Annotated in this window: 14 protein-coding genes; 10 read left to right on the top strand and 4 right to left on the bottom strand. The window is 62.8% G+C overall.

Going from position 1 to position 17,552, the window contains the following annotated elements; genetic code table 11:
• Positions 1-104: 104 nt before the first annotated feature.
• Entirely contained in the window at positions 105-1,424 is a 1,320-nt protein-coding gene (locus DV532_RS10340; RefSeq protein ID WP_056800774.1) for a 2-hydroxycarboxylate transporter family protein, read from the top strand.
• 473 nt (positions 1,425-1,897) lie between these two features.
• Complete coding sequence (gene mrdA / locus DV532_RS10335; protein WP_056800771.1) at positions 1,898-3,793, top strand: penicillin-binding protein 2; 1,896 nt, start codon at positions 1,898-1,900, stop codon at positions 3,791-3,793.
• 144 nt (positions 3,794-3,937) lie between these two features.
• Here the strand turns inward: mrdA and DV532_RS30250 are convergent, their stop codons facing one another.
• Entirely contained in the window at positions 3,938-4,441 is a 504-nt protein-coding gene (locus tag DV532_RS30250; protein ID WP_372339984.1) for a hypothetical protein, read from the bottom strand.
• 255 nt (positions 4,442-4,696) lie between these two features.
• Positions 4,697-5,323: a glutathione S-transferase family protein gene (locus DV532_RS10320; protein WP_056800765.1), complete on the bottom strand. Its 627-nt coding sequence runs from the start codon at positions 5,321-5,323 to the stop codon at positions 4,697-4,699.
• A 312-nt stretch (positions 5,324-5,635) separates the two neighbouring features.
• Here DV532_RS10320 and DV532_RS10315 point away from each other — a divergent pair, with 312 nt between their 5' ends.
• Both DV532_RS10315 and DV532_RS10310 read left to right on the top strand, forming a co-directional pair.
• The gene (locus tag DV532_RS10315) at positions 5,636-8,272 is read left to right on the top strand and encodes a M60 family metallopeptidase (protein ID WP_082476980.1); all 2,637 of its coding nucleotides are present in this window, start codon (positions 5,636-5,638) and stop codon (positions 8,270-8,272) included.
• A gap of 177 nt (positions 8,273-8,449) precedes the next feature.
• On the top strand, positions 8,450-8,767 hold the full coding sequence (locus DV532_RS10310; RefSeq protein WP_056800761.1) for a DUF2388 domain-containing protein: 318 nt from the start codon (positions 8,450-8,452) through the stop codon (positions 8,765-8,767).
• A 119-nt stretch (positions 8,768-8,886) separates the two neighbouring features.
• Here the strand turns inward: DV532_RS10310 and glcC are convergent, their stop codons facing one another.
• Entirely contained in the window at positions 8,887-9,651 is a 765-nt protein-coding gene (glcC, locus tag DV532_RS10305) for a transcriptional regulator GlcC (protein ID WP_056800759.1), read from the bottom strand.
• A gap of 194 nt (positions 9,652-9,845) precedes the next feature.
• Between glcC and glcD the strand changes: the two genes are divergently transcribed.
• The 5 genes from glcD to DV532_RS10280 all read left to right on the top strand — a co-directional run bounded on the left by glcD (position 9,846) and on the right by DV532_RS10280 (position 16,310).
• Positions 9,846-11,345 (top strand): glycolate oxidase subunit GlcD, encoded by a 1,500-nt coding sequence (glcD, locus tag DV532_RS10300; protein WP_056800757.1) that lies wholly within the window; start codon positions 9,846-9,848, stop codon positions 11,343-11,345.
• Complete coding sequence (glcE, locus tag DV532_RS10295; protein WP_056800755.1) at positions 11,345-12,397, top strand: glycolate oxidase subunit GlcE; 1,053 nt, start codon at positions 11,345-11,347, stop codon at positions 12,395-12,397. Before glcD ends, glcE begins: the two co-directional genes overlap by 1 nt.
• Positions 12,398-12,406: 9 nt before the next feature.
• Positions 12,407-13,642, top strand: a complete 1,236-nt coding sequence (gene glcF, locus DV532_RS10290) for a glycolate oxidase subunit GlcF (RefSeq protein WP_056800753.1) — start codon at positions 12,407-12,409, stop codon at positions 13,640-13,642.
• Positions 13,635-14,033 (top strand): heme-binding protein, encoded by a 399-nt coding sequence (locus DV532_RS10285; protein ID WP_056800751.1) that lies wholly within the window; start codon positions 13,635-13,637, stop codon positions 14,031-14,033. The genes glcF and DV532_RS10285 overlap by 8 nt, the downstream gene beginning before the upstream one ends.
• A 105-nt stretch (positions 14,034-14,138) precedes the next feature.
• Positions 14,139-16,310: a malate synthase G gene (locus DV532_RS10280; protein WP_056800749.1), complete on the top strand. Its 2,172-nt coding sequence runs from the start codon at positions 14,139-14,141 to the stop codon at positions 16,308-16,310.
• 40 nt (positions 16,311-16,350) lie between these two features.
• On the opposite strand, the gene DV532_RS10275 is transcribed toward DV532_RS10280, so the two are convergent.
• Positions 16,351-16,932, bottom strand: coding sequence for a flavin reductase family protein (locus tag DV532_RS10275; RefSeq protein ID WP_056800747.1), 582 nt, complete (start codon positions 16,930-16,932; stop codon positions 16,351-16,353).
• 196 nt (positions 16,933-17,128) lie between these two features.
• Here DV532_RS10275 and DV532_RS10270 point away from each other — a divergent pair, with 196 nt between their 5' ends.
• Positions 17,129-17,467: a hypothetical protein gene (locus DV532_RS10270; protein WP_056800745.1), complete on the top strand. Its 339-nt coding sequence runs from the start codon at positions 17,129-17,131 to the stop codon at positions 17,465-17,467.
• Positions 17,468-17,552: the final 85 nt, after the last annotated feature.

The raw sequence follows: 17,552 nt of genomic DNA, 5'->3' as shown, positions 1-17,552 counted from the left end.
CGTTTCTTTACGATTCTGCTAAGGATAGCATTTTCTCAGATAGGAAATTGCCGTGATCCCTGGCAGCAAGCCTCCTCACACAAAAATAAACAGAGGAATTCAAAATGACCCTCGTAACTCAAGCAATGCCAACCCGGCGTCGGTTTACCGCGTTCATGGAATACGAAATTGGCGTAATCCCACTGCCGTATTTTCTCGGTATCGCTTTGATCGTTTTCCTCTCTGCTCACTTGGGGTATCTGCCCAAGACAATGATTGGTGGCCTAGCGGTCATTATGACCATGGGCATGCTGCTCGGCCAGGTTGGTCAACGGTTGCCTCTACTTCGTGACATAGGGGGCGGAGCGATTTTGTGCCTCTTGCTCCCCTCTGTATTGGTCTACTATGGCTTCTTCGGTAGCACCACGATTGATGCCACCAAGATGTTAATGAAGGATGCCAACTTCCTTTATTTTGTCATTGCAAGTCTTGTCGTAGGAAGCATCCTAGGAATGAACCGGACAATTCTTGTCCAAGGCATGATCCGGATGTTCGTTCCACTTGTAATTGGCACCCTGGCAGCGGTGGCTGTGGGATTGGCTGTTGGCGTAAGCTTCGGTTATACCGTTCACCACACCTTCTTCTACATCATTGTCCCGATCATTGGTGGTGGTATTGGTGAGGGCATTCTTCCCCTGTCTCTTGCGTATTCGCACATCCTCGGAGGAGCCCCGGAGCAATATGTTGCACAGTTGGTGCCTGCTGCAGTCGTAGGCAATATCGTGGCAATCATCTGTGCTGGTACTTTGGCTCGCTGGGCTGCTCGTAAGCCAAACCTAAATGGTGACGGCCAACTGATTCGTGCCAGAGAGGAAAATGACGCATTCAAGGAGGAAGTCGAGGATGACAGCGCTATCGACTTCCGCTACATGGGAGCGGGTGTGTTGCTCATCTGCGCGTTCTTCGTCTTAGGCGGCCTGCTTGAGAAAGTAGTACATATCCCAGGCCCGGTGATGATGATTCTGGTAGCAGTAATCTTTAAATATGTTCGCGCTCTACCTGAAAAGCTAGAGAAGGGTAGCAAGAAGTTTTATAAGCTCATTTCCACTGCCTTCATCTGGCCAGTAATGATCGGGCTTGGAATGCTCTACGTACCTCTTAATAGCGTTGCAAGTGTCTTCTCTGTTGGTTACGTAATGGTATGCGCCTCGGTGGTACTCGCCATGACAGCGGCAGGGTTCCTCATCGGCAATCTACTAAAAATGTTCCCAGTTGAGTCGGCCATCGTCACCTGCTGCCACAGTGGGTTAGGCGGTACTGGAGACGTCGCTATCTTGTCTGCCTGCAACCGTATGCAACTGATGCCTTTTGCTCAGATCTCGACTCGCATCGGTGGCGCTGCCACTGTAATCGGAGCCACCCTACTGCTGGGGATTTTCAGCTAAAATCCCCCACTCCCCGCGTTCAGCTTTACGTTCATGCCGCTTCCAACCAGGCCACGCACCTGCTAGATGACGGCATGGACGTATCTACTCAACATATCTTTAGTGCCTCAATACCCTGGCGCCTGTGTGCCTTCGGCGGCTGCCCCTCTGCTAGCAACGAGATCTCGCACTGTTCCTCGCTTATGACCCGCATCCTCGGCGTGATGGAGTCGCCGTCTCTGAGTTGCGTATTCATTCCTGGTGCCGGCCTCCACGCACTGCCGTCATGAACAAATCTTCATTTTGCTGGCGAGCGCCCTGATTGCGGGCGTATCAGCCATCTTCGCTGCCGCAGCCGCAGGCCTTCGCCTTGAGAGGGCCCACTACCTTGCGTAGCATCACCGCCCCCCGGGCCCGCTACGCGCCCCCTTCGCGGGCAAGCCCGCGCCCACAGCGCCCCTCACCCAGTACACCACCAGCAGACAGAACCGCCGATGCCGCAACCCATCCCCCTCAAGGACCACGAAAAGGAAAAGCACCTGGTCAACCGCCGGCTTCTGGCCTGCGCCGCCCTGGTGTTCAGCCTGTGTGCCGTGCTGGTGGGGCGGCTGTATGTGCTGCAGGTGCTGCAGCACGACCAGCAGTCCGCCGTGTCGGAAAACAACCGCGTGCACGTACTGCCCATCGCCCCCGAGCGCGGGCTGATCTACGACCGCAACGGCGTGGTGCTGGCCGACAACAAACCCAGCTTCGACCTGACCATGACCCGCGAACGGGCTGGCGGCGACACCGCCAAGGTGCTCGACACACTGGCGCAGGTGCTGGGCCTGGGCGAAGACGACCGCAAGCAGTTCGACAAGGATTTGCGCCGTGGCCGCAAGCCGTTCGAGCCGGTAACCCTGATGGTCGGCCTGAGCGAAGAGCAGATCGCCCTGGTGGCGGTTAACCAGTTCCGCCTGCCGGGCCTGGAGGTGGAGCCGCAGTTCATCCGCGAGTACCCGCTGGCTGAGCATTTCGCCCATTCGGTGGGTTATGTGGGGCGCATCAACGAGAAAGAGGCCAAGCGCCTCGACAGCACCGAGTACCGGGGCACCCAGTCGATCGGCAAGACTGGCATCGAGCACTTCTACGAAAGCCAATTGCACGGCCACGTAGGCTACGAGGAAGTCGAGACCAATGCCCAGGGCCGGGTAATGCGTGTGCTCAACCACAAGGCCCCGACCCCGGGCCAGGACATCGTGCTGACCCTGGACGCCCACTTGCAAATGGCCGCGGAAAAGGCTCTGGGCGAGCGCCGGGGCTCGGTGGTAGTGCTCGACCCGGCCAATGGCGATGTACTGGCGATGGTCAGTAACCCGAGCTTCGACCCCAACCTGTTCGTCAAGGGCATCAGTTTCAAGCAGTACGCCGCCCTGCGCGACTCCATCGACCGCCCGCTGTTCAACCGTGTGTTGCGCGGCTTGTACGCGCCCGGCTCGACGGTAAAGCCGGAAGTGGCCATCGCCGGCCTCGACAGCGGCGTGATCACCCCAGGCAGCCGGGTGTTCGACCCGGGCTACTACGAGCTGCCCAACTATGAACACAAGTACCGCAACTGGAACCGCAGCGGCGATGGCTGGGTGGACATGTACACCGCCATCATGCGTTCCAACGACACCTACTTCTACGACCTGGCGCACAAGCTGGGCATCGACCGCCTGCATGACTACATGGCCGAGTTCGGCCTGGGCCAGAAGGTGTCGCTGGACATGTTCGAGGAAGCGTCCGGGCTGATGCCGTCAGCCGAATGGAAGCGCGCCACCCGGCGCCAGGCTTGGTTCCCGGGTGAGACGCTGATCCTGGGTATCGGCCAGGGCTACATGCAGGTCACCCCGTTGCAGCTGGCCCAGGCCACCAGCCTGCTGGCGAGCAAAGGTGTGTGGCACCGCCCGCACCTGGCCATGACCGTGGGTGGCGATGCGCCGGTCGACCCCAACCCGATGCCCAACATCGTGCTGCACGACAAGCACGCCTGGGACCAGGTTAGCCAGGGCATGCAGATGGTCATGCACGACCCGCGGGGTATCGCCCGCGCTGCCGCCGCCGGTGCGCAGTACCGAATTGCCGGCAAAAGCGGCACGGCGCAGGTGGTGGCGATCAAACAGGGCGAGCGCTACAACCGCAACAAGACCCTGGAACGGCACCGCGACAACGCCTTGTTCGTCGGCTTTGCCCCGGCCGACCACCCGAGCGTGGTAGTGGCGGTGATGATCGAGAACGGTGAGGCAGGTGGCCGGGTAGCAGGGCCGGTGGTGCGGGAGGTGATGGATGCCTATCTGCTGGATGAACAGGGGCATCTGAAGCCGGAGTATGCCGGTGGGGCAAGTGTTCGGGGGGTGCCGCACACTTGAGTTTTGAACCTGAAACACCATGGCCTGTACCGGCCACTTCGCGGGCACGCCCGCTCCCACAGGGGCTCCACAGGCCTTGAGGGCAGTGGCATGCCTGTAGGCGCGAGAGGGCCCGCGAAAAGGCCGGCAGCGCCACGTTGGTTGTTAGTTCTGATCGCCTCCGCGATCATCCCCAACGTCATGGTCAGCCCCATCATCAGCGCCATGCCCTACACCGTGAGCCTCGCCCACGCTGTGATTCGCTTCGTGATTCGCTTCGTGGTTGGCCTCATGGTTGGCTTCGTGGTTGGCGCCATCATCAGCACCATTGCGCCCGCCGCTACCCTGGCCGGCGCCAGCATGCCCACCGCCATCGCCGCTGTGTCCGCTGCCGCTGCCGCCACCACCATGGCCACCGCCGCCTGAGCCACCGCCGCCGCCATGGCCGCCTCCACCGCCGCCGCCACCGTGCCCTCCACCGCCACCGCCATGGCCACCGCCGCCACCGCCATGGCCGCCACCACCGCCACCGCCGCCACCGTGCCCGCCGCCGCCACCACCATCCTTCGCATACGCGCTGGAGGCACCGCCAATGGAGTCTGGCAGCAACACCACCGACGCCGACAACACAGCGCCAATAGCCAAAGCCAATAAACATTTCTTGAGCATGATGAGCCTCCGCGTGGAGTAACACAGGGTTGCACGACGCACCCTGTGATTTCCGGCCCCCCCATGGGGCGACCTGCAAGCCAGCGCGGCCTTCCTTTAGCAGCAGTTGGGCGAGATCCGTCAGCGACAGCCAGCTAAATATTGCACAATATTTCTCAATTTTTTGAGCGTAGTCATACCGCTGCGCTTGTCACCGACCGGTTATCAGAATCGCTAACCAAGGGCGATGGCACTGCACCCGGCGAACTTGCGGGCTCAGGACGCCGTGCGGGGCATCAGCTCATACGGGTGCTTCCAGCCCGGCAGCGCCTGAATTCGGGCCTTCCACGCCTCGATGTGGGTGAACTCCGCCAACGGGATACCGGTGTCCTCCGGCATGAACACATACCCCGCCAGCGACAGGTCGGCGATGGTCAGGCGCCCGCCGACCATGAACGGGGTCTTTGCCAAATGCGCGTCGACAATGCGGTAGGCCGCCGTGGCCCGCTCACGCAGGAACCGGGTCACGTCCGTGTCCCCAGTCTTCTTCAGGCAGAACAGGAAACGCAGCGCCGCGTAATAGCTGGTGAACTTGTGGTTGTCGAACAGCATCCAGCGCCAGATCTCGCGTTTTTCGTCCTCGTTGCGGGGGCCGAATTGGCCGGTTTTTTCCGCCAGGTATTCAAGGATCAGCGCAGACTGGGTAAAGGATTTGCCTGCGTGCTCCAGCACCGGCACCTCACCCTGCTCGTTCACTTCGTCGCGCCAGGCTTGCTCTCGGGTCTGGCCGTTGAAGAAATCGACAAATACCGGCTGCCAGTCCTGGCCTGTGAGTTCAAGCATGAGTGCGGCCTTGTAGGCGTTACCGGATTCGGCGAAGCAATGCAGCTTGTAGTCGGGCATGGGGACCTTCATTTCCTTTGAATGATCGGGTATGGCATTCGTGGGCAAGCCCGCAGGGGCGGGCATACTCGCGAAAAAGCCATCACCCGAGCAAATCACGCACGGTACGCCGCGGTCAATCCACCGTTCAGGCAATCTGCACAGCTTGGCTACTGACGCTGGCCGTACCGCAGGTACCAGGCCAGCGCCACCCGCGCTGCTATCCCCCGTCCCACCTGGCATTTCTGCCAGTAGTACGAACGCGCTCGCCGAACGATAAATACACCTCAGCCCAAAACTCGCACGGGAAACGAGCAGGAGTGACATTTCGAAATGAACGCTATTGAAGCGCCCAGTCAGCAGCATCCCTGCACACCTTTAAAGTTATCGGCGGTCATTCTTTTGTTGGGGCTACTGCCCTTCGCCAGCGCTGTTTCTGACACTGCAAAAAAACAGGATAGTTTTGGCACGCTGGTCAACAAGCAGGCCAGTGAACAACCGGGTAACCCTGCATGCCTACGGGCCTCCACTACCGATGACAAGCTCTCGCTTGGCCCCTGCCCGGCGGGTAAAGACGACGATGCGCTCGCCCAATGGGCTGCCCGATCCAGCGGGAGGGACATACTGTTGGTCAACCGCTCTCGTGCAGCAGATGGCACTGAGCGCTGCCTGGTCAATTATCAATGGACAGCCCGAATGGGTCGGTGTGATCAAGGCATCGCTGAAACACAATGGGTCCTGCGCGACGCCGAGGCGGGCTATGTGAGTTTGCAAAACAGCTACCCCAGCGAATCAAGGTGCCTCAAAGGTAACGCCGGGGTTGCACAACTGCTTCCATGTGCCGAGCAGCCAGAGGCTACCGCGTTGTGGTCGATGGACATCCTGCCCCGGGACCCGGAGTACAAGCAGGAACACCCCCAGTACTTCCCGCAAACGCGTGAACTGAAACTGGCCTCGTTGCCCTCCGCCAAGGCCGAGCGCAGCCGGTTGAAGCAAAGCATGCTTTGGGCGGATTGGCAGCCCACAGGTTTTTACCTCAATGCCTTCACCCCGCTGCCGGTGACCGTGCAGGGCAATGTGGGGAACGCAACTTTGGAGCTGTTGGTTGGCACGCCATCTTTGGTACTGCCTTGGAATCATGAGCAAAGCGAACTCGAGCCGCTGGTCAAAAAGCTTGTTCCTGGGCTCAACACCATCACTACGCCTCGAGGCGGGTTAATCTCGCTACGCCTTGTAGATGATGAGCCCAGCGGCTCCACGGTTGAAGTGAACCTGGGGCAACCAGCACAACCCATACCGTTCTTCATCAAGGGCAAGACACAGGCCAGCGAATGGGCACGCATGCTGGACTACTCCACAATTCCTCTCGCACAGATGGTCAGTGAAAAAGTCATCCTTGCCAGCAGCCTGGCAAGCATGCGCAGGGCCGCAGAGGCAGCCCCAGAGACACTACTGGACGCCTACCAGCAAGGTATCGATGCGCAGAATGTCATTGCCGGATTAAGCCCGGAGACAGCCAGTGTGTTACGCCCGCTTGTTGTAGAAACTCGGGCTGACGTCAATCCGTCCGCCGCCGATTATCGAGCGATGCTGCCGTTCCCCGCTTCGCGCGAATTGAATACCGGGGGGGCCAAGGCCAGTTGGAGGCTATGGCATGAGCTGGGCCACCAGCGCCAATCGCCCATCTGGACGTGGAACGACGGCTCATTGGGCGAGGTGACGGTCAATGTGTACACCCTGGCCGCGCTGCGTTACTGGTTCGGCGACGATTTTCCAGTGCCCGAAGGCGGCCCAAGCCCAGCCCATTGGGACAAGGCAACAATCTACTTGGCTGCACCGGATGAAGATCGTGAGCTCGAGAACCTCGAGAAAGTGGAAAATGCGATCATATTTGTCATGTTCGAACAACTTCGCGTGGCCTTTGGCGATGGTTTTTATCACACCCTCGAGCGAGCCGTTCGTACACTTTCGGACCCCGGCACTGTGCCTGGGCGCAAGCAACTGTTCCAGGTAGAAGCGAGTAAAGCGGCGCACGCAGACCTGTCAGACTTTTTCATCAAATGGGGCATGCGCCCCGATGCCAAAACCCTCGCAGCCATCAGCGCGCTGGGGCTGGACAAACCCACAGAAGACCCCACTCGGCTGCCCGTGTTCAAAGGCAGCGACAAAGATCGGTTGTTACGTCTTTGGGGGTTCTGGCTGCCTGATGGTGTTTTGCATGTAGACGGCTACGCCGCACCGGTCGATGCCCACATTCAGGTGAAAAACTACCGGGGCTCGTGGCCAGAAATTGCGGGCGTGGACCAGCATTTGCAATTCCAGAACGACCATCTGACCAGCAGTTACCTGGCGGACGGCAAGCAACAGCTGGAGGCACGCGTTAAAGGCAACCCCGACACCCTCACGTTCAATGTTGTGCAATGGCCCGAGGTAGTGGAGCTATCGGCCGTGCGCACCGCCGAGAATAAAATTTGGATCAAAGGCCGCGCGGTACCCCATACGGCCGTGATCGAGGCCAGTAACCAGGACGGCTCCTGGCCCGGCGTTGCAAGCGTCGACGCACAGGGCAATTTTGAAAACGACCACCTCGGCAATAATCACCTCGTCGATGGTCAAGCGACGTTCATGGTGCGCATGGCGTACGCTGACCGCAGTTTCAAGGAAAGGACAAGCGTCGCAGTCGCGCAAATGCTCGAACTGTCCGGCCAGCTTGGCGACGGCAAGGCCTTGCGCGTTAAAGGCAAAGCAGCCCCTCCAGGTGCAACCGTTGAAGCACTTAATGAAAACCACGAGTGGGTAGGTATTCAATCTGTCGGCGCCGACGGCACTTTCAGCAACAATGGCCTCGACACCCGCTACCTGAGCGATGGTAAAGCGACCCTTGAGGCTCGCCTGCGACTGCCTGACGGCAGGCTGACAATGTCGATGACCGTAACCGCCAGCAAGGCGGCAACCGGGCGGTCAGAATGAGCGAGCAATAGCACTGACGATGACGGATGGGGCTGCGTGGGCGTAGTTGGCATCATCACGCCGTGGCAGCTCGCCGGGTAATCTCCAGCATGACAAAGGGAACTACCACCACGCCCGCACCCTCTTAAACACTGAGTGGTTTATTTCCCTGTGCTTCACGTTACTGGAGAACACGCCATGCGCCACCTACTCCTCGCCCCTGCGCTGCTGCTCCTGCTGCCTGCCGGAGCTGCCCTGGCTGACGTCGATGCGGGCGACGTCGCTACCTCGGCCGGTGTTTCCGCCTCGCTTTACTCTACCTTCAAGGACGACAAACGGATCATTCCGACGCGTGACGAGCTTTCTGCCTTCGTTGCCAGTGGCGGTGCGATTCGCGGCGCCTATGTGGAAGCGGCGCTGGAACAGGCCCGCAAGGACCATCCTGGGCTGCAGGCCAACGATGAAGAACTGGCTCAGGCCATTCTCTCGCAAGATGACCGCATAGCCGATCATTGAGTCATTCTGTACCGGCCTCTTCGCGGGCTTGCCCGCTCCCACAGGTACTGCACAGGCATCAGTTCGTGCGGTCCTTGTGGGAGCGGGCAAGCCCGCGAAGAGGCCGGTACAGGCACACTTCATCCCCAGCCATCCATGCGCATGGTCGCCCGCACCAGGCGCTGCTCTTCCTGCTCGATCTCGCGCAAACTCTCGCGAATCCCATTGATGTGCTCACGCGCCGCCCGCTGCGCCTGCTCGGGCAACTGCTCCATCACCGCGTGATACAACCGCGCATGCTGGCGGTCGATCTGGCGCTTCTGCGCCGGCCGGCAGTACAGGTTGTTGACCGAAGCGAACACCGTGCTCAAGGTCAGGTCGCTGAGCGATTGCAGGGTGTGCACCAGCACCGGGTTGTGTGATGCCTCGCTGATCGCCCGGTGGAAAGCATGGTCGCGACGGGCATGCTCACGGGCATCGATTGCCTCGGGGGCCTCATGTGCAGCCAGCATTTCCTCATATCGCCGGCGAATCAACAGGCGGTCGACATCGGTGGCACGCAACGCTGCCAGGCGCGCCGATTCGGCCTCCAGCAGCGCCCGCACTTCCAGCAGGTCGAACAGCGTGCGCGGCTGCGAGCTGAACAGGTGCATCAATGGCGTGCCACCCGCCTGCCCCGTCAGGTCGGCAACGAACGAACCTCGCCCTTGCTCGGTGTCGATGATGCCGCGCCCGCGCAGAATGCGCAGGCCTTCACGCAAGGCCGAGCGCGAGCAGCCCAGTTTTTCCACCAGCCGTCGCTCCGACGGCAGGGCCTGCCCCACCTTGAGCACACCCTCGACGATCAGCCGTTCGACCCGTTCTGCCACCTGGTCGGCGATCTTGGCCTTGCCTTCAGTACCCACTGCGCCCCTCCTTCTGGTAGGACCACTCCGACCAGCTGCCTCAATCTAGCTGGGCAAAGCCGTCAATAGCCAGTACCTGCCACATAAACTGGTAGGACCAGTTCACCCCGTACTCGACCCCAGCCGCCACCACGCGCAGGCTGCATGGGTGACCGCTTTGCCAATAACGACAAGAACCGCTGCCGAGTGAGCCCATGAATATCCTGTACGACGAACGTGTCGATGGCGCGTTGCCCGAGGTGGACCAAACGGCGCTGCTGCAAGCATTGCGCGATGCCCTGCCGGACCTCGAGGTGCTACACCGCGCGGAAGACCTCAAGCCTTACGAATGCGACGGCCTGTCGGCCTACCGCACAGTGCCGTTGCTGGTGGTGCTGCCCCAGCGCCTGGAACAGGTGCAAACCCTACTCAGGCTTTGCCACCAGCGTGGCGTGCCGGTGGTGGCACGTGGCGCCGGGACCGGCCTGTCGGGCGGCGCCCTGCCCCTGGCCAAGGGCATCCTGCTGGTGATGGCGCGCTTCAACCGCATTCTCGAAGTCAACCCGCAGGGCCGCTTTGCCCGCGTGCAGCCCGGTGTGCGCAACCTCGCCATCTCCCAGGCCGCCGCGCCCCACGGCCTGTACTACGCGCCAGACCCGTCCTCGCAGATCGCCTGTTCCATCGGTGGCAACGTCGCCGAAAACGCCGGTGGCGTGCATTGCCTCAAGTACGGCCTGACCGTGCATAACCTGCTCAAGGTAGACATCCTCACGGTCGAAGGCGAACGCCTGACCTTGGGCAGCGACGCCCTCGACAGCCCCGGTTTCGACCTGCTGGCGTTGTTCACCGGCTCCGAAGGCATGCTTGGCATCGTCACCGAAGTCACCGTGAAACTGCTGCCCAAGCCCCAAGTGGCGCGGGTGCTGCTGGCCAGCTTCGACAGCGTCGAGGACGCCGGCCGGGCGGTGGCCGACATTATCGCTGCCGGCATCATCCCCGGCGGCCTGGAGATGATGGACAACCTGGCGATCCGCGCCGCCGAGGACTTCATCCATGCCGGTTACCCGGTCGACGCGGCAGCCATCCTGCTGTGCGAGCTGGACGGCGTTGAAGCCGATGTGCACGACGACTGCGAACGGGTGGCCGCGGTACTGGCGCAAGCCGGCGCGCGCGAGGTGCGGCTGGCCTGCGACGAGGCTGAGCGCGTACGTTTCTGGGCCGGGCGTAAAAACGCCTTCCCGGCGGTGGGGCGGCTTTCCCCGGACTACTACTGCATGGACGGCACCATCCCGCGCCGCGAACTGCCGCGGGTGCTCAAAGGCATCAGTGACCTGTCCAGCGAATACGGCCTGCGGGTGGCCAACGTGTTCCACGCCGGCGATGGCAACATGCACCCGCTGATCCTGTTCGATGCCAACCTGCCCGGCGAACTGCAACGCGCCGAGGCCATCGGCGGCAAGATCCTCGAGCTGTGCGTGGCGGTAGGCGGCAGCATCACCGGCGAGCACGGCGTGGGGCGCGAAAAGATCAACCAGATGTGCGCGCAGTTCAACGCCGACGAAATCACTGTGTTCCATGCGGTCAAGGCCGCCTTCGACCCGCAAGGCCTGCTCAACCCAGGCAAGAACATCCCTACCTTGCACCGCTGCGCCGAGTTCGGGGCGATGCACGTGCACCATGGGCAACTGCCCTTCCCCGAGCTGGAGCGCTTCTGATGAGCATGGACCGCGACATGAGCCAGGCCCTGCTGGAGCAGGTCAACCAAGCGCTGCACCAGGCCACGCCGCTGCGTATCCAGGGCGGCAACAGCAAAGCCATGCTGGGTAACCCGGTGCCCGGCGAAGTACTCGACACCCGCAGCCACCGGGGCATCGTCAGCTACGACCCGACCGAACTGGTGCTCACCGCCCGCGCCGGCACGCCGCTGCGCGAAATCGAGGCGGCGCTGCACGCGGCCGGCCAGATGCTGCCCTGCGAGCCACCGCACCTGGGCCCCGACGCTACCTTGGGTGGCATGGTCGCGGCCGGGCTGTCGGGGCCACGGCGGCCGTGGGCCGGGTCGGTGCGTGACTATGTGTTAGGCACTCGTGTTATCAGCGGCCACGGCAAGCTGCTGCGCTTTGGTGGCGAGGTGATGAAGAACGTCGCCGGCTACGACGTGTCACGGCTGATGGCGGGTAGCTTCGGTTGCCTCGGGCTGCTGACCGAGGTGTCGCTGAAAGTGCTGCCCCGGCCGCGCCAGTGCCTCAGCCTGCGCCTGCCGATGGGCCGCCGCCAGGCCTTGGCCGAGCTGGCCGAATGGGGCCAGCAGCCGCTGCCGATCAGCGCGGCCTGCCATGACGGCGAGGCACTGTACCTGCGCCTGGAAGGCGGCGAAGGCTCGGTGCAATCAGCGCGTCAGCGCCTGGGCGGCGAAGTGCTCGACAGCTGCTTCTGGAGCGACCTGCGCGAGCAGCGCCTGGCGTTTTTTGCAGCCCCCGCGCCGCTGTGGCGGTTGTCCGTGCCCAACACCACCGGCGAGATGGAGCTGCCCGGCCAGCAACTGATCGACTGGGGCGGTGCCCAGCGCTGGCTCAAGACCACGGCACCCGCGCAGGCCATCCGCGCCTACCTCAGCACGGTAGGGGGCCACGCCACCTGCTACGCTCCGGGCACTGCCAGCACCCCACCGCTGTCCGCCGCGCTGATGCGTTACCACCGAGCGCTCAAGCAGCAACTCGACCCCCAGGGGGTATTCAACCCTGGCCGCCTGTACCCGGACCTGTGAGGCCAGACCATGCAAACCAACCTTAGCGAAACATCCCGACGCCTGGCCCGCGCCGACGAGGCCGAAAGCATCCTGCGCAGTTGCGTGCACTGTGGCTTCTGCACCGCCACCTGCCCCACTTACCAGCTGCTGGGCGATGAACTGGACGGCCCACGTGGGCGCATCTACCTGATCAAGCAAATGCTCGAAGGCGAGCCGATCACCGCCAGCACGCAGTTGCACCTGGACCGCTGCCTGACCTGTCGTAACTGCGAAACCACCTGCCCTTCGGGGGTGAAGTATCACGACTTGCTGGACATCGGCCGCGCCGTGGTCGAACAGCAAGTACCGCGGCCGCTCGGCCAGCGCCTGCTGCGCCAAGGCCTGCGTGTGGTAGTGCCGCGCCCGGCGCTGTTCAAGGCTCTGATCCGCAGCGGCCAGGCCCTGCACCCGCTGCTGCCGGCCACGCTCAAGCGCAAGCTGCCGGCGCGGGTCACCGCCCCCGGCCAGCGCCCCGCACCGCGCCATGCGCGCCGGGTATTGATGCTGGAAGGTTGCGTGCAACCGGCCCTGTCGCCCAATACCAACGCTGCTGCCGCACGCCTGCTGGACCGTTTGGGTATCAGCGTGGTGCCGGCCCAGCAGGCCGGCTGCTGTGGCGCGGTGGACTATCACCTCAATGCCCAGGAGCAAGGCCTGCAACGGGCGCGGCGCAATATCGATGCCTGGTGGCCGGCCATCGAGGCCGGCGCCGAGGCTATCGTGCAAACCGCCAGCGGTTGCGGCGCCTTTGTGCGGGACTACGGCCACTTGCTGGCAAAAGACCGGCGTTACGCGGCCAAGGCTGCTCGAGTTAGCAGCCTGTCCCGCGACCTGGTCGAGGTGCTGCGCGACGAGCCCGTCGAACAACTCGGCCTGTGCGCCGAACAGCGCCTGGCTTTCCATTGCCCCTGCACCTTGCAGCACGCGCTGAAGCTGGGCGGGGCGGTGGAGGCATTGCTGACGCGCCTGGGCTTCACCTTGACCCCGGTAGCGGACGGCCACCTGTGCTGTGGCTCGGCCGGTACCTATTCGCTGACCCAGCCGGAGCTGTCGCTACAGTTGCGCGACAACCGCCTCAACGCCCTGGAAAGCGGCAAACCGCACATCATCGCCACCGCCAACATTGGTTGCCAGGCCCACCTCGACGGGGCCGGGCGCACGCCGGTGCGGCATTGGATCGAAATTGTCGAAGCAACCTTGAACCCGGAGAACCACCATGCATAGCAAGCCCGTGATCGGCCAGGCCGAAATCGCCCGTGTGCTCACCGCCGCCCGCCTGGAAGCCCAGGCCCAACAATGGAACGTGACCATCGCCGTGGTCGACGACGGCGGCCACCCGCTGGCCCTGGAGCGCCTGGACGGCTGCGCCCCGGCCAGCGCCTACATCGCCGTAGAAAAGGCCCGTACGGCAGCGCTTGGGCGCAAAGAGACGCGGGATTACGAGGAAATGGTCAACGGCGGCCGCACGGCGTTTGTCACCGCCCCGTTGCTGACCAGCCTGGAAGGTGGCGTGCCGCTGCGGGTCGAGGGGCAGGTGGTGGGGGCCATTGGCGTGTCCGGGGTCAAGTCCGAACAGGATGCCCAGGTGGCCAAGGCCGGGGCGGCAGCCCTCTGAATCCTGAGCATAGGGTGATGAACCCAACGTAGGAGCGGGCTTGCCCGCGAACAGGCCAGCCCAGGCAACACATTTCCCTAAGACAGAACATCGAGCGAACAGACAATGCCAAACCACTCACTGCAGATCGCCCCTTGCCTCCAGCGCTTCATCGAAGACGAAGTCCTCCCCGGCACCGGTATCGAGGCGCGCAGCTTCTGGCAAGGCTTCAGCACCCTGGTCGACGACCTCGCCCCACAAAACAGCGCCCTGCTCGCCGAGCGCGAGCGCCTGCAAACCGAGCTGGACAACTGGCACCGCCAGCACCCCGGCCCGATCCGCGACATGGCCGCCTACCAGCACTTCCTGCAAAGCATCGGTTACCTGGTAGAGGCCCCTGAACATGTGCAGGTCAGCACCCGCAATGTCGACCGCGAAATTGCCGTGCAGGCCGGCCCGCAACTGGTGGTCCCGCTGAGCAACGCTCGCTACGCGCTCAACGCTGCCAACGCCCGTTGGGGCTCGCTGTACGATGCCTTGTATGGCACCGATGCCATCGCTGAAACCGAGGGTGCCGAACGTGGCCTGGGCTACAACCCGGTGCGGGGCGCCAAGGTGATCGCCTATGGCCGCCAGTTGCTCGATGCCAGCGCCCCGCTGGACGGTGCCTCACACAACGACGCCAAGGCCTACGCCATCAACCAGGGCACGCTGCAGGTAACCCTGGCCGATGGCCGCCAGGTCGGCCTCAAGCACCCCGCGCAACTGCGTGGCTACCAAGGTCAGCCGAACACGCCAAGCGCGATCCTGTTGCAGCATCACCACCTGCATCTCGACATTCAGGTCGACTCAAGCAGCGCGATCGGCCAACAAGACCCGGCCGGGGTCAAGGACATCCTCCTGGAGGCTGCGCTCACTACCATCATCGACTGCGAAGACTCGGTGGCCGCCGTGGATGCCGATGACAAGGTCAACGTCTACCGCAACTGGCTTGGCCTGATGAAGGGCGACCTGAGCGAACAAGTCAGCAAGGGCGGTAAGACTTTCGCCCGGACCCTGGCAGCAGACCGCAACTACCACGGCGCCGACGGCCAGCCACTGACCCTGCCGGGCCGCTCGCTGCTGTTTATCCGCAACGTCGGCCACCTGATGACCAACCCAGCCATCCACGACCGCGATGGCCGGGAAATCCCGGAAGGCATCCTCGATGCCGTGGTCACCAGCCTGATCGGCCTGCACGACCTCAAGCGCCGCGGCAACTCCCGCGAGGGCAGCTTGTATATCGTCAAACCGAAGATGCATGGGCCGGCCGAAGTGGCCTTTGCCGACCAGCTGTTCGGCCGTGTCGAGGCCTTGCTAGGCCTGCCCGCGCATACCCTGAAAATGGGCATCATGGACGAGGAGCGGCGCACCAGCGTCAACCTCAAGGCCTGCATCGCCAACGCCGCGTCACGCCTGGTGTTCATCAACACCGGCTTCCTCGACCGCACCGGCGACGAGATGCACACGGCCATGGAAGCCGGCGCCATGCTGCGCAAGGGCGACATGAAGGGCAGCGCCTGGATTCAGGCCTACGAGCGCAGCAACGTGCTGGTCGGGCTGGCTTGCGGCCTGCGTGGCAGGGCGCAGATCGGCAAGGGTATGTGGGCCATGCCCGACCTGATGGCGGCCATGCTTGAACAGAAAATCGCCCAGCCCAAGGCAGGGGCCAATACCGCCTGGGTGCCCTCGCCTACCGCCGCGACCCTGCATGCGTTGCACTACCACCAAGTGGATGTGGCGGCCGTGCAGCAGGCATTGCAACAGGTCGACCTGAATGCTGAGCGCGCGGGGTTGCTGCAGGACCTGCTAAATGTTCCGGTCAGCCCCGACCGGCCATGGAGTGCCGCTGACATCCAGGCGGAACTGGACAACAACTGCCAGGGCATCCTGGGCTACGTGGTGCGCTGGGTCGAGCAAGGGATCGGCTGCTCCAAGGTCCCGGATATCCATGACGTGGGCCTGATGGAGGACCGCGCCACCCTGCGGATTTCGGCGCAGCACATTGCCAACTGGCTGCACCATGGCGTGGTTACTGCCGAACAGGTCGAGGCAACTTTGCAGCGCATGGCCCGGGTGGTTGACCAGCAAAATGTCGGAGACCCGGCTTACCGGCCGATGGCAGCCGGGTTCGAGGCGTCGCATGCCTTCTGCGCGGCGCGCGAACTGGTGTTCAAGGGGCGTCAGCAGCCGAGTGGGTACACTGAGCCGTTGCTGCATGGCTGGCGTTTGCGCTTCAAGCACGACATCGGGCGCTGACAGAGGCCGCTATGCGGCCCAATCGCCGGTCCAGGTGTAGTCAATCCTGCGCGTCGACCACCACCGGCTCGCCAATCGCATAAAAATGCCCACCCGCCACATAGTGCAAACTGCGCCACTGCGGGTCGGCATTTTCATAGGCCCAGTGCCCCTCCCGAAACACTCGGTCATCGGCCCAGGCCGCCACCACCTCGCCAATGAACAGGTCATAGGTGGTCTGGTTGTGCGGCTCGTCGATCACCCGGCACATCAACCAGGCCGAGCAACCCTGCACCAGCGGCGGCGCATATCCCTCGATCCGCGACAGCTGCACTCCGATGCTGGCCAATTTGTCGGGCTGGTCGAACAGGCTGCGGCTACCCACCTGATGAGTCAGCTGCGCCTGCGCCGCCGTCGGCACCTGGATCACGAACCAGCCACTGCCCTCTACCAGTTGCCGCGTGCGGGCGATTTTGTCGAGCACCACAGTCACCTTGGGCGGGTCGAAATCCAGCGCGCAGGCCCAGGCGGCTGCCATGACGTTGTCCACCCCCTCGTGGTTGGCCGACACCAATACCGTCGGGCCATGGTTCAGCAGGCGATAGGCCTTTTTCAGGTCGACGGGTTGGAAATGGCTGTTCATGGCAATCCTCGGCAAGGCAGGTATCAGGCGGCGAATTGTGCCGCAGGCGCCCTCACCCCGCCAACAGGTGGTGGCATCTCGGCATCTTCAGAAATTTCCTATGCAGCGCGCGGAAGCGTCCTACTTGCTGCCCTTGCCCGCAGAAAACATGATCGGCACTGGATGACGCAAGGTCGCGCGCCCGAGGAGGCTCCGCATGCATGTGTACGCCCGCTCCACCGACGAACTGCGCAGCACCCTGCGCGAACTGCTGGCCCATGATATGGACAACCCGGATGAAGACCCCCACTTGTCGGGGGTCATGTTTTTCTGTGCTACTGACGAACGCTCCCGAGAGCTGATCGAACGTATCGAGTTGCTGGCCAGCGAGGTGTTTTTTGATGCGCACGGGCGGGCCATATCGCAGCATATGAAAGCGGCAGTGGTGGAAGGCGTGCGTATCAGCCGCAACCGCAAGGCACCCGCGGATGAAACGGTGATACGCATAGCGCTGGCGGACAAAGGCTACATCACAGTGAGCACCGCCCGGCTCTGAGCTTGAGCCTACGGTTTGCGGGCGCGGCCCGCATGCCCTTCCCCGGTCAATCCGCTATCCTGAGCACTCCCCTGCTCCGGACCGC

This window comes from Pseudomonas sp. Leaf58 (assembly GCF_003627215.1).
In the GTDB taxonomy this organism is placed as follows: Bacteria; Pseudomonadota; Gammaproteobacteria; order Pseudomonadales; family Pseudomonadaceae; genus Aquipseudomonas.
This window is presented reverse-complemented; position numbering and strand designations above follow the sequence as displayed.

What these genes read in the sequence shown, in the direction of transcription:
- DV532_RS10340 (WP_056800774.1), top strand. Translation starts at nt 105, where the DNA reads ATGACCCTCGTAACTCAAGCAATGCCAACCCGGCGTCGGTTTACCGCG.
- mrdA (WP_056800771.1), top strand. Translation starts at nt 1,898, where the DNA reads ATGCCGCAACCCATCCCCCTCAAGGACCACGAAAAGGAAAAGCACCTG.
- DV532_RS30250 (WP_372339984.1), bottom strand. Translation starts at nt 4,441, where the DNA reads ATGCTCAAGAAATGTTTATTGGCTTTGGCTATTGGCGCTGTGTTGTCG.
- DV532_RS10320 (WP_056800765.1), bottom strand. Translation starts at nt 5,323, where the DNA reads ATGCCCGACTACAAGCTGCATTGCTTCGCCGAATCCGGTAACGCCTAC.
- DV532_RS10315 (WP_082476980.1), top strand. Translation starts at nt 5,636, where the DNA reads ATGAACGCTATTGAAGCGCCCAGTCAGCAGCATCCCTGCACACCTTTA.
- DV532_RS10310 (WP_056800761.1), top strand. Translation starts at nt 8,450, where the DNA reads ATGCGCCACCTACTCCTCGCCCCTGCGCTGCTGCTCCTGCTGCCTGCC.
- glcD (WP_056800757.1), top strand. Translation starts at nt 9,846, where the DNA reads ATGAATATCCTGTACGACGAACGTGTCGATGGCGCGTTGCCCGAGGTG.
- glcE (WP_056800755.1), top strand. Translation starts at nt 11,345, where the DNA reads ATGAGCATGGACCGCGACATGAGCCAGGCCCTGCTGGAGCAGGTCAAC.
- glcF (WP_056800753.1), top strand. Translation starts at nt 12,407, where the DNA reads ATGCAAACCAACCTTAGCGAAACATCCCGACGCCTGGCCCGCGCCGAC.
- DV532_RS10285 (WP_056800751.1), top strand. Translation starts at nt 13,635, where the DNA reads ATGCATAGCAAGCCCGTGATCGGCCAGGCCGAAATCGCCCGTGTGCTC.
- DV532_RS10280 (WP_056800749.1), top strand. Translation starts at nt 14,139, where the DNA reads ATGCCAAACCACTCACTGCAGATCGCCCCTTGCCTCCAGCGCTTCATC.
- DV532_RS10275 (WP_056800747.1), bottom strand. Translation starts at nt 16,932, where the DNA reads ATGAACAGCCATTTCCAACCCGTCGACCTGAAAAAGGCCTATCGCCTG.
- DV532_RS10270 (WP_056800745.1), top strand. Translation starts at nt 17,129, where the DNA reads ATGCATGTGTACGCCCGCTCCACCGACGAACTGCGCAGCACCCTGCGC.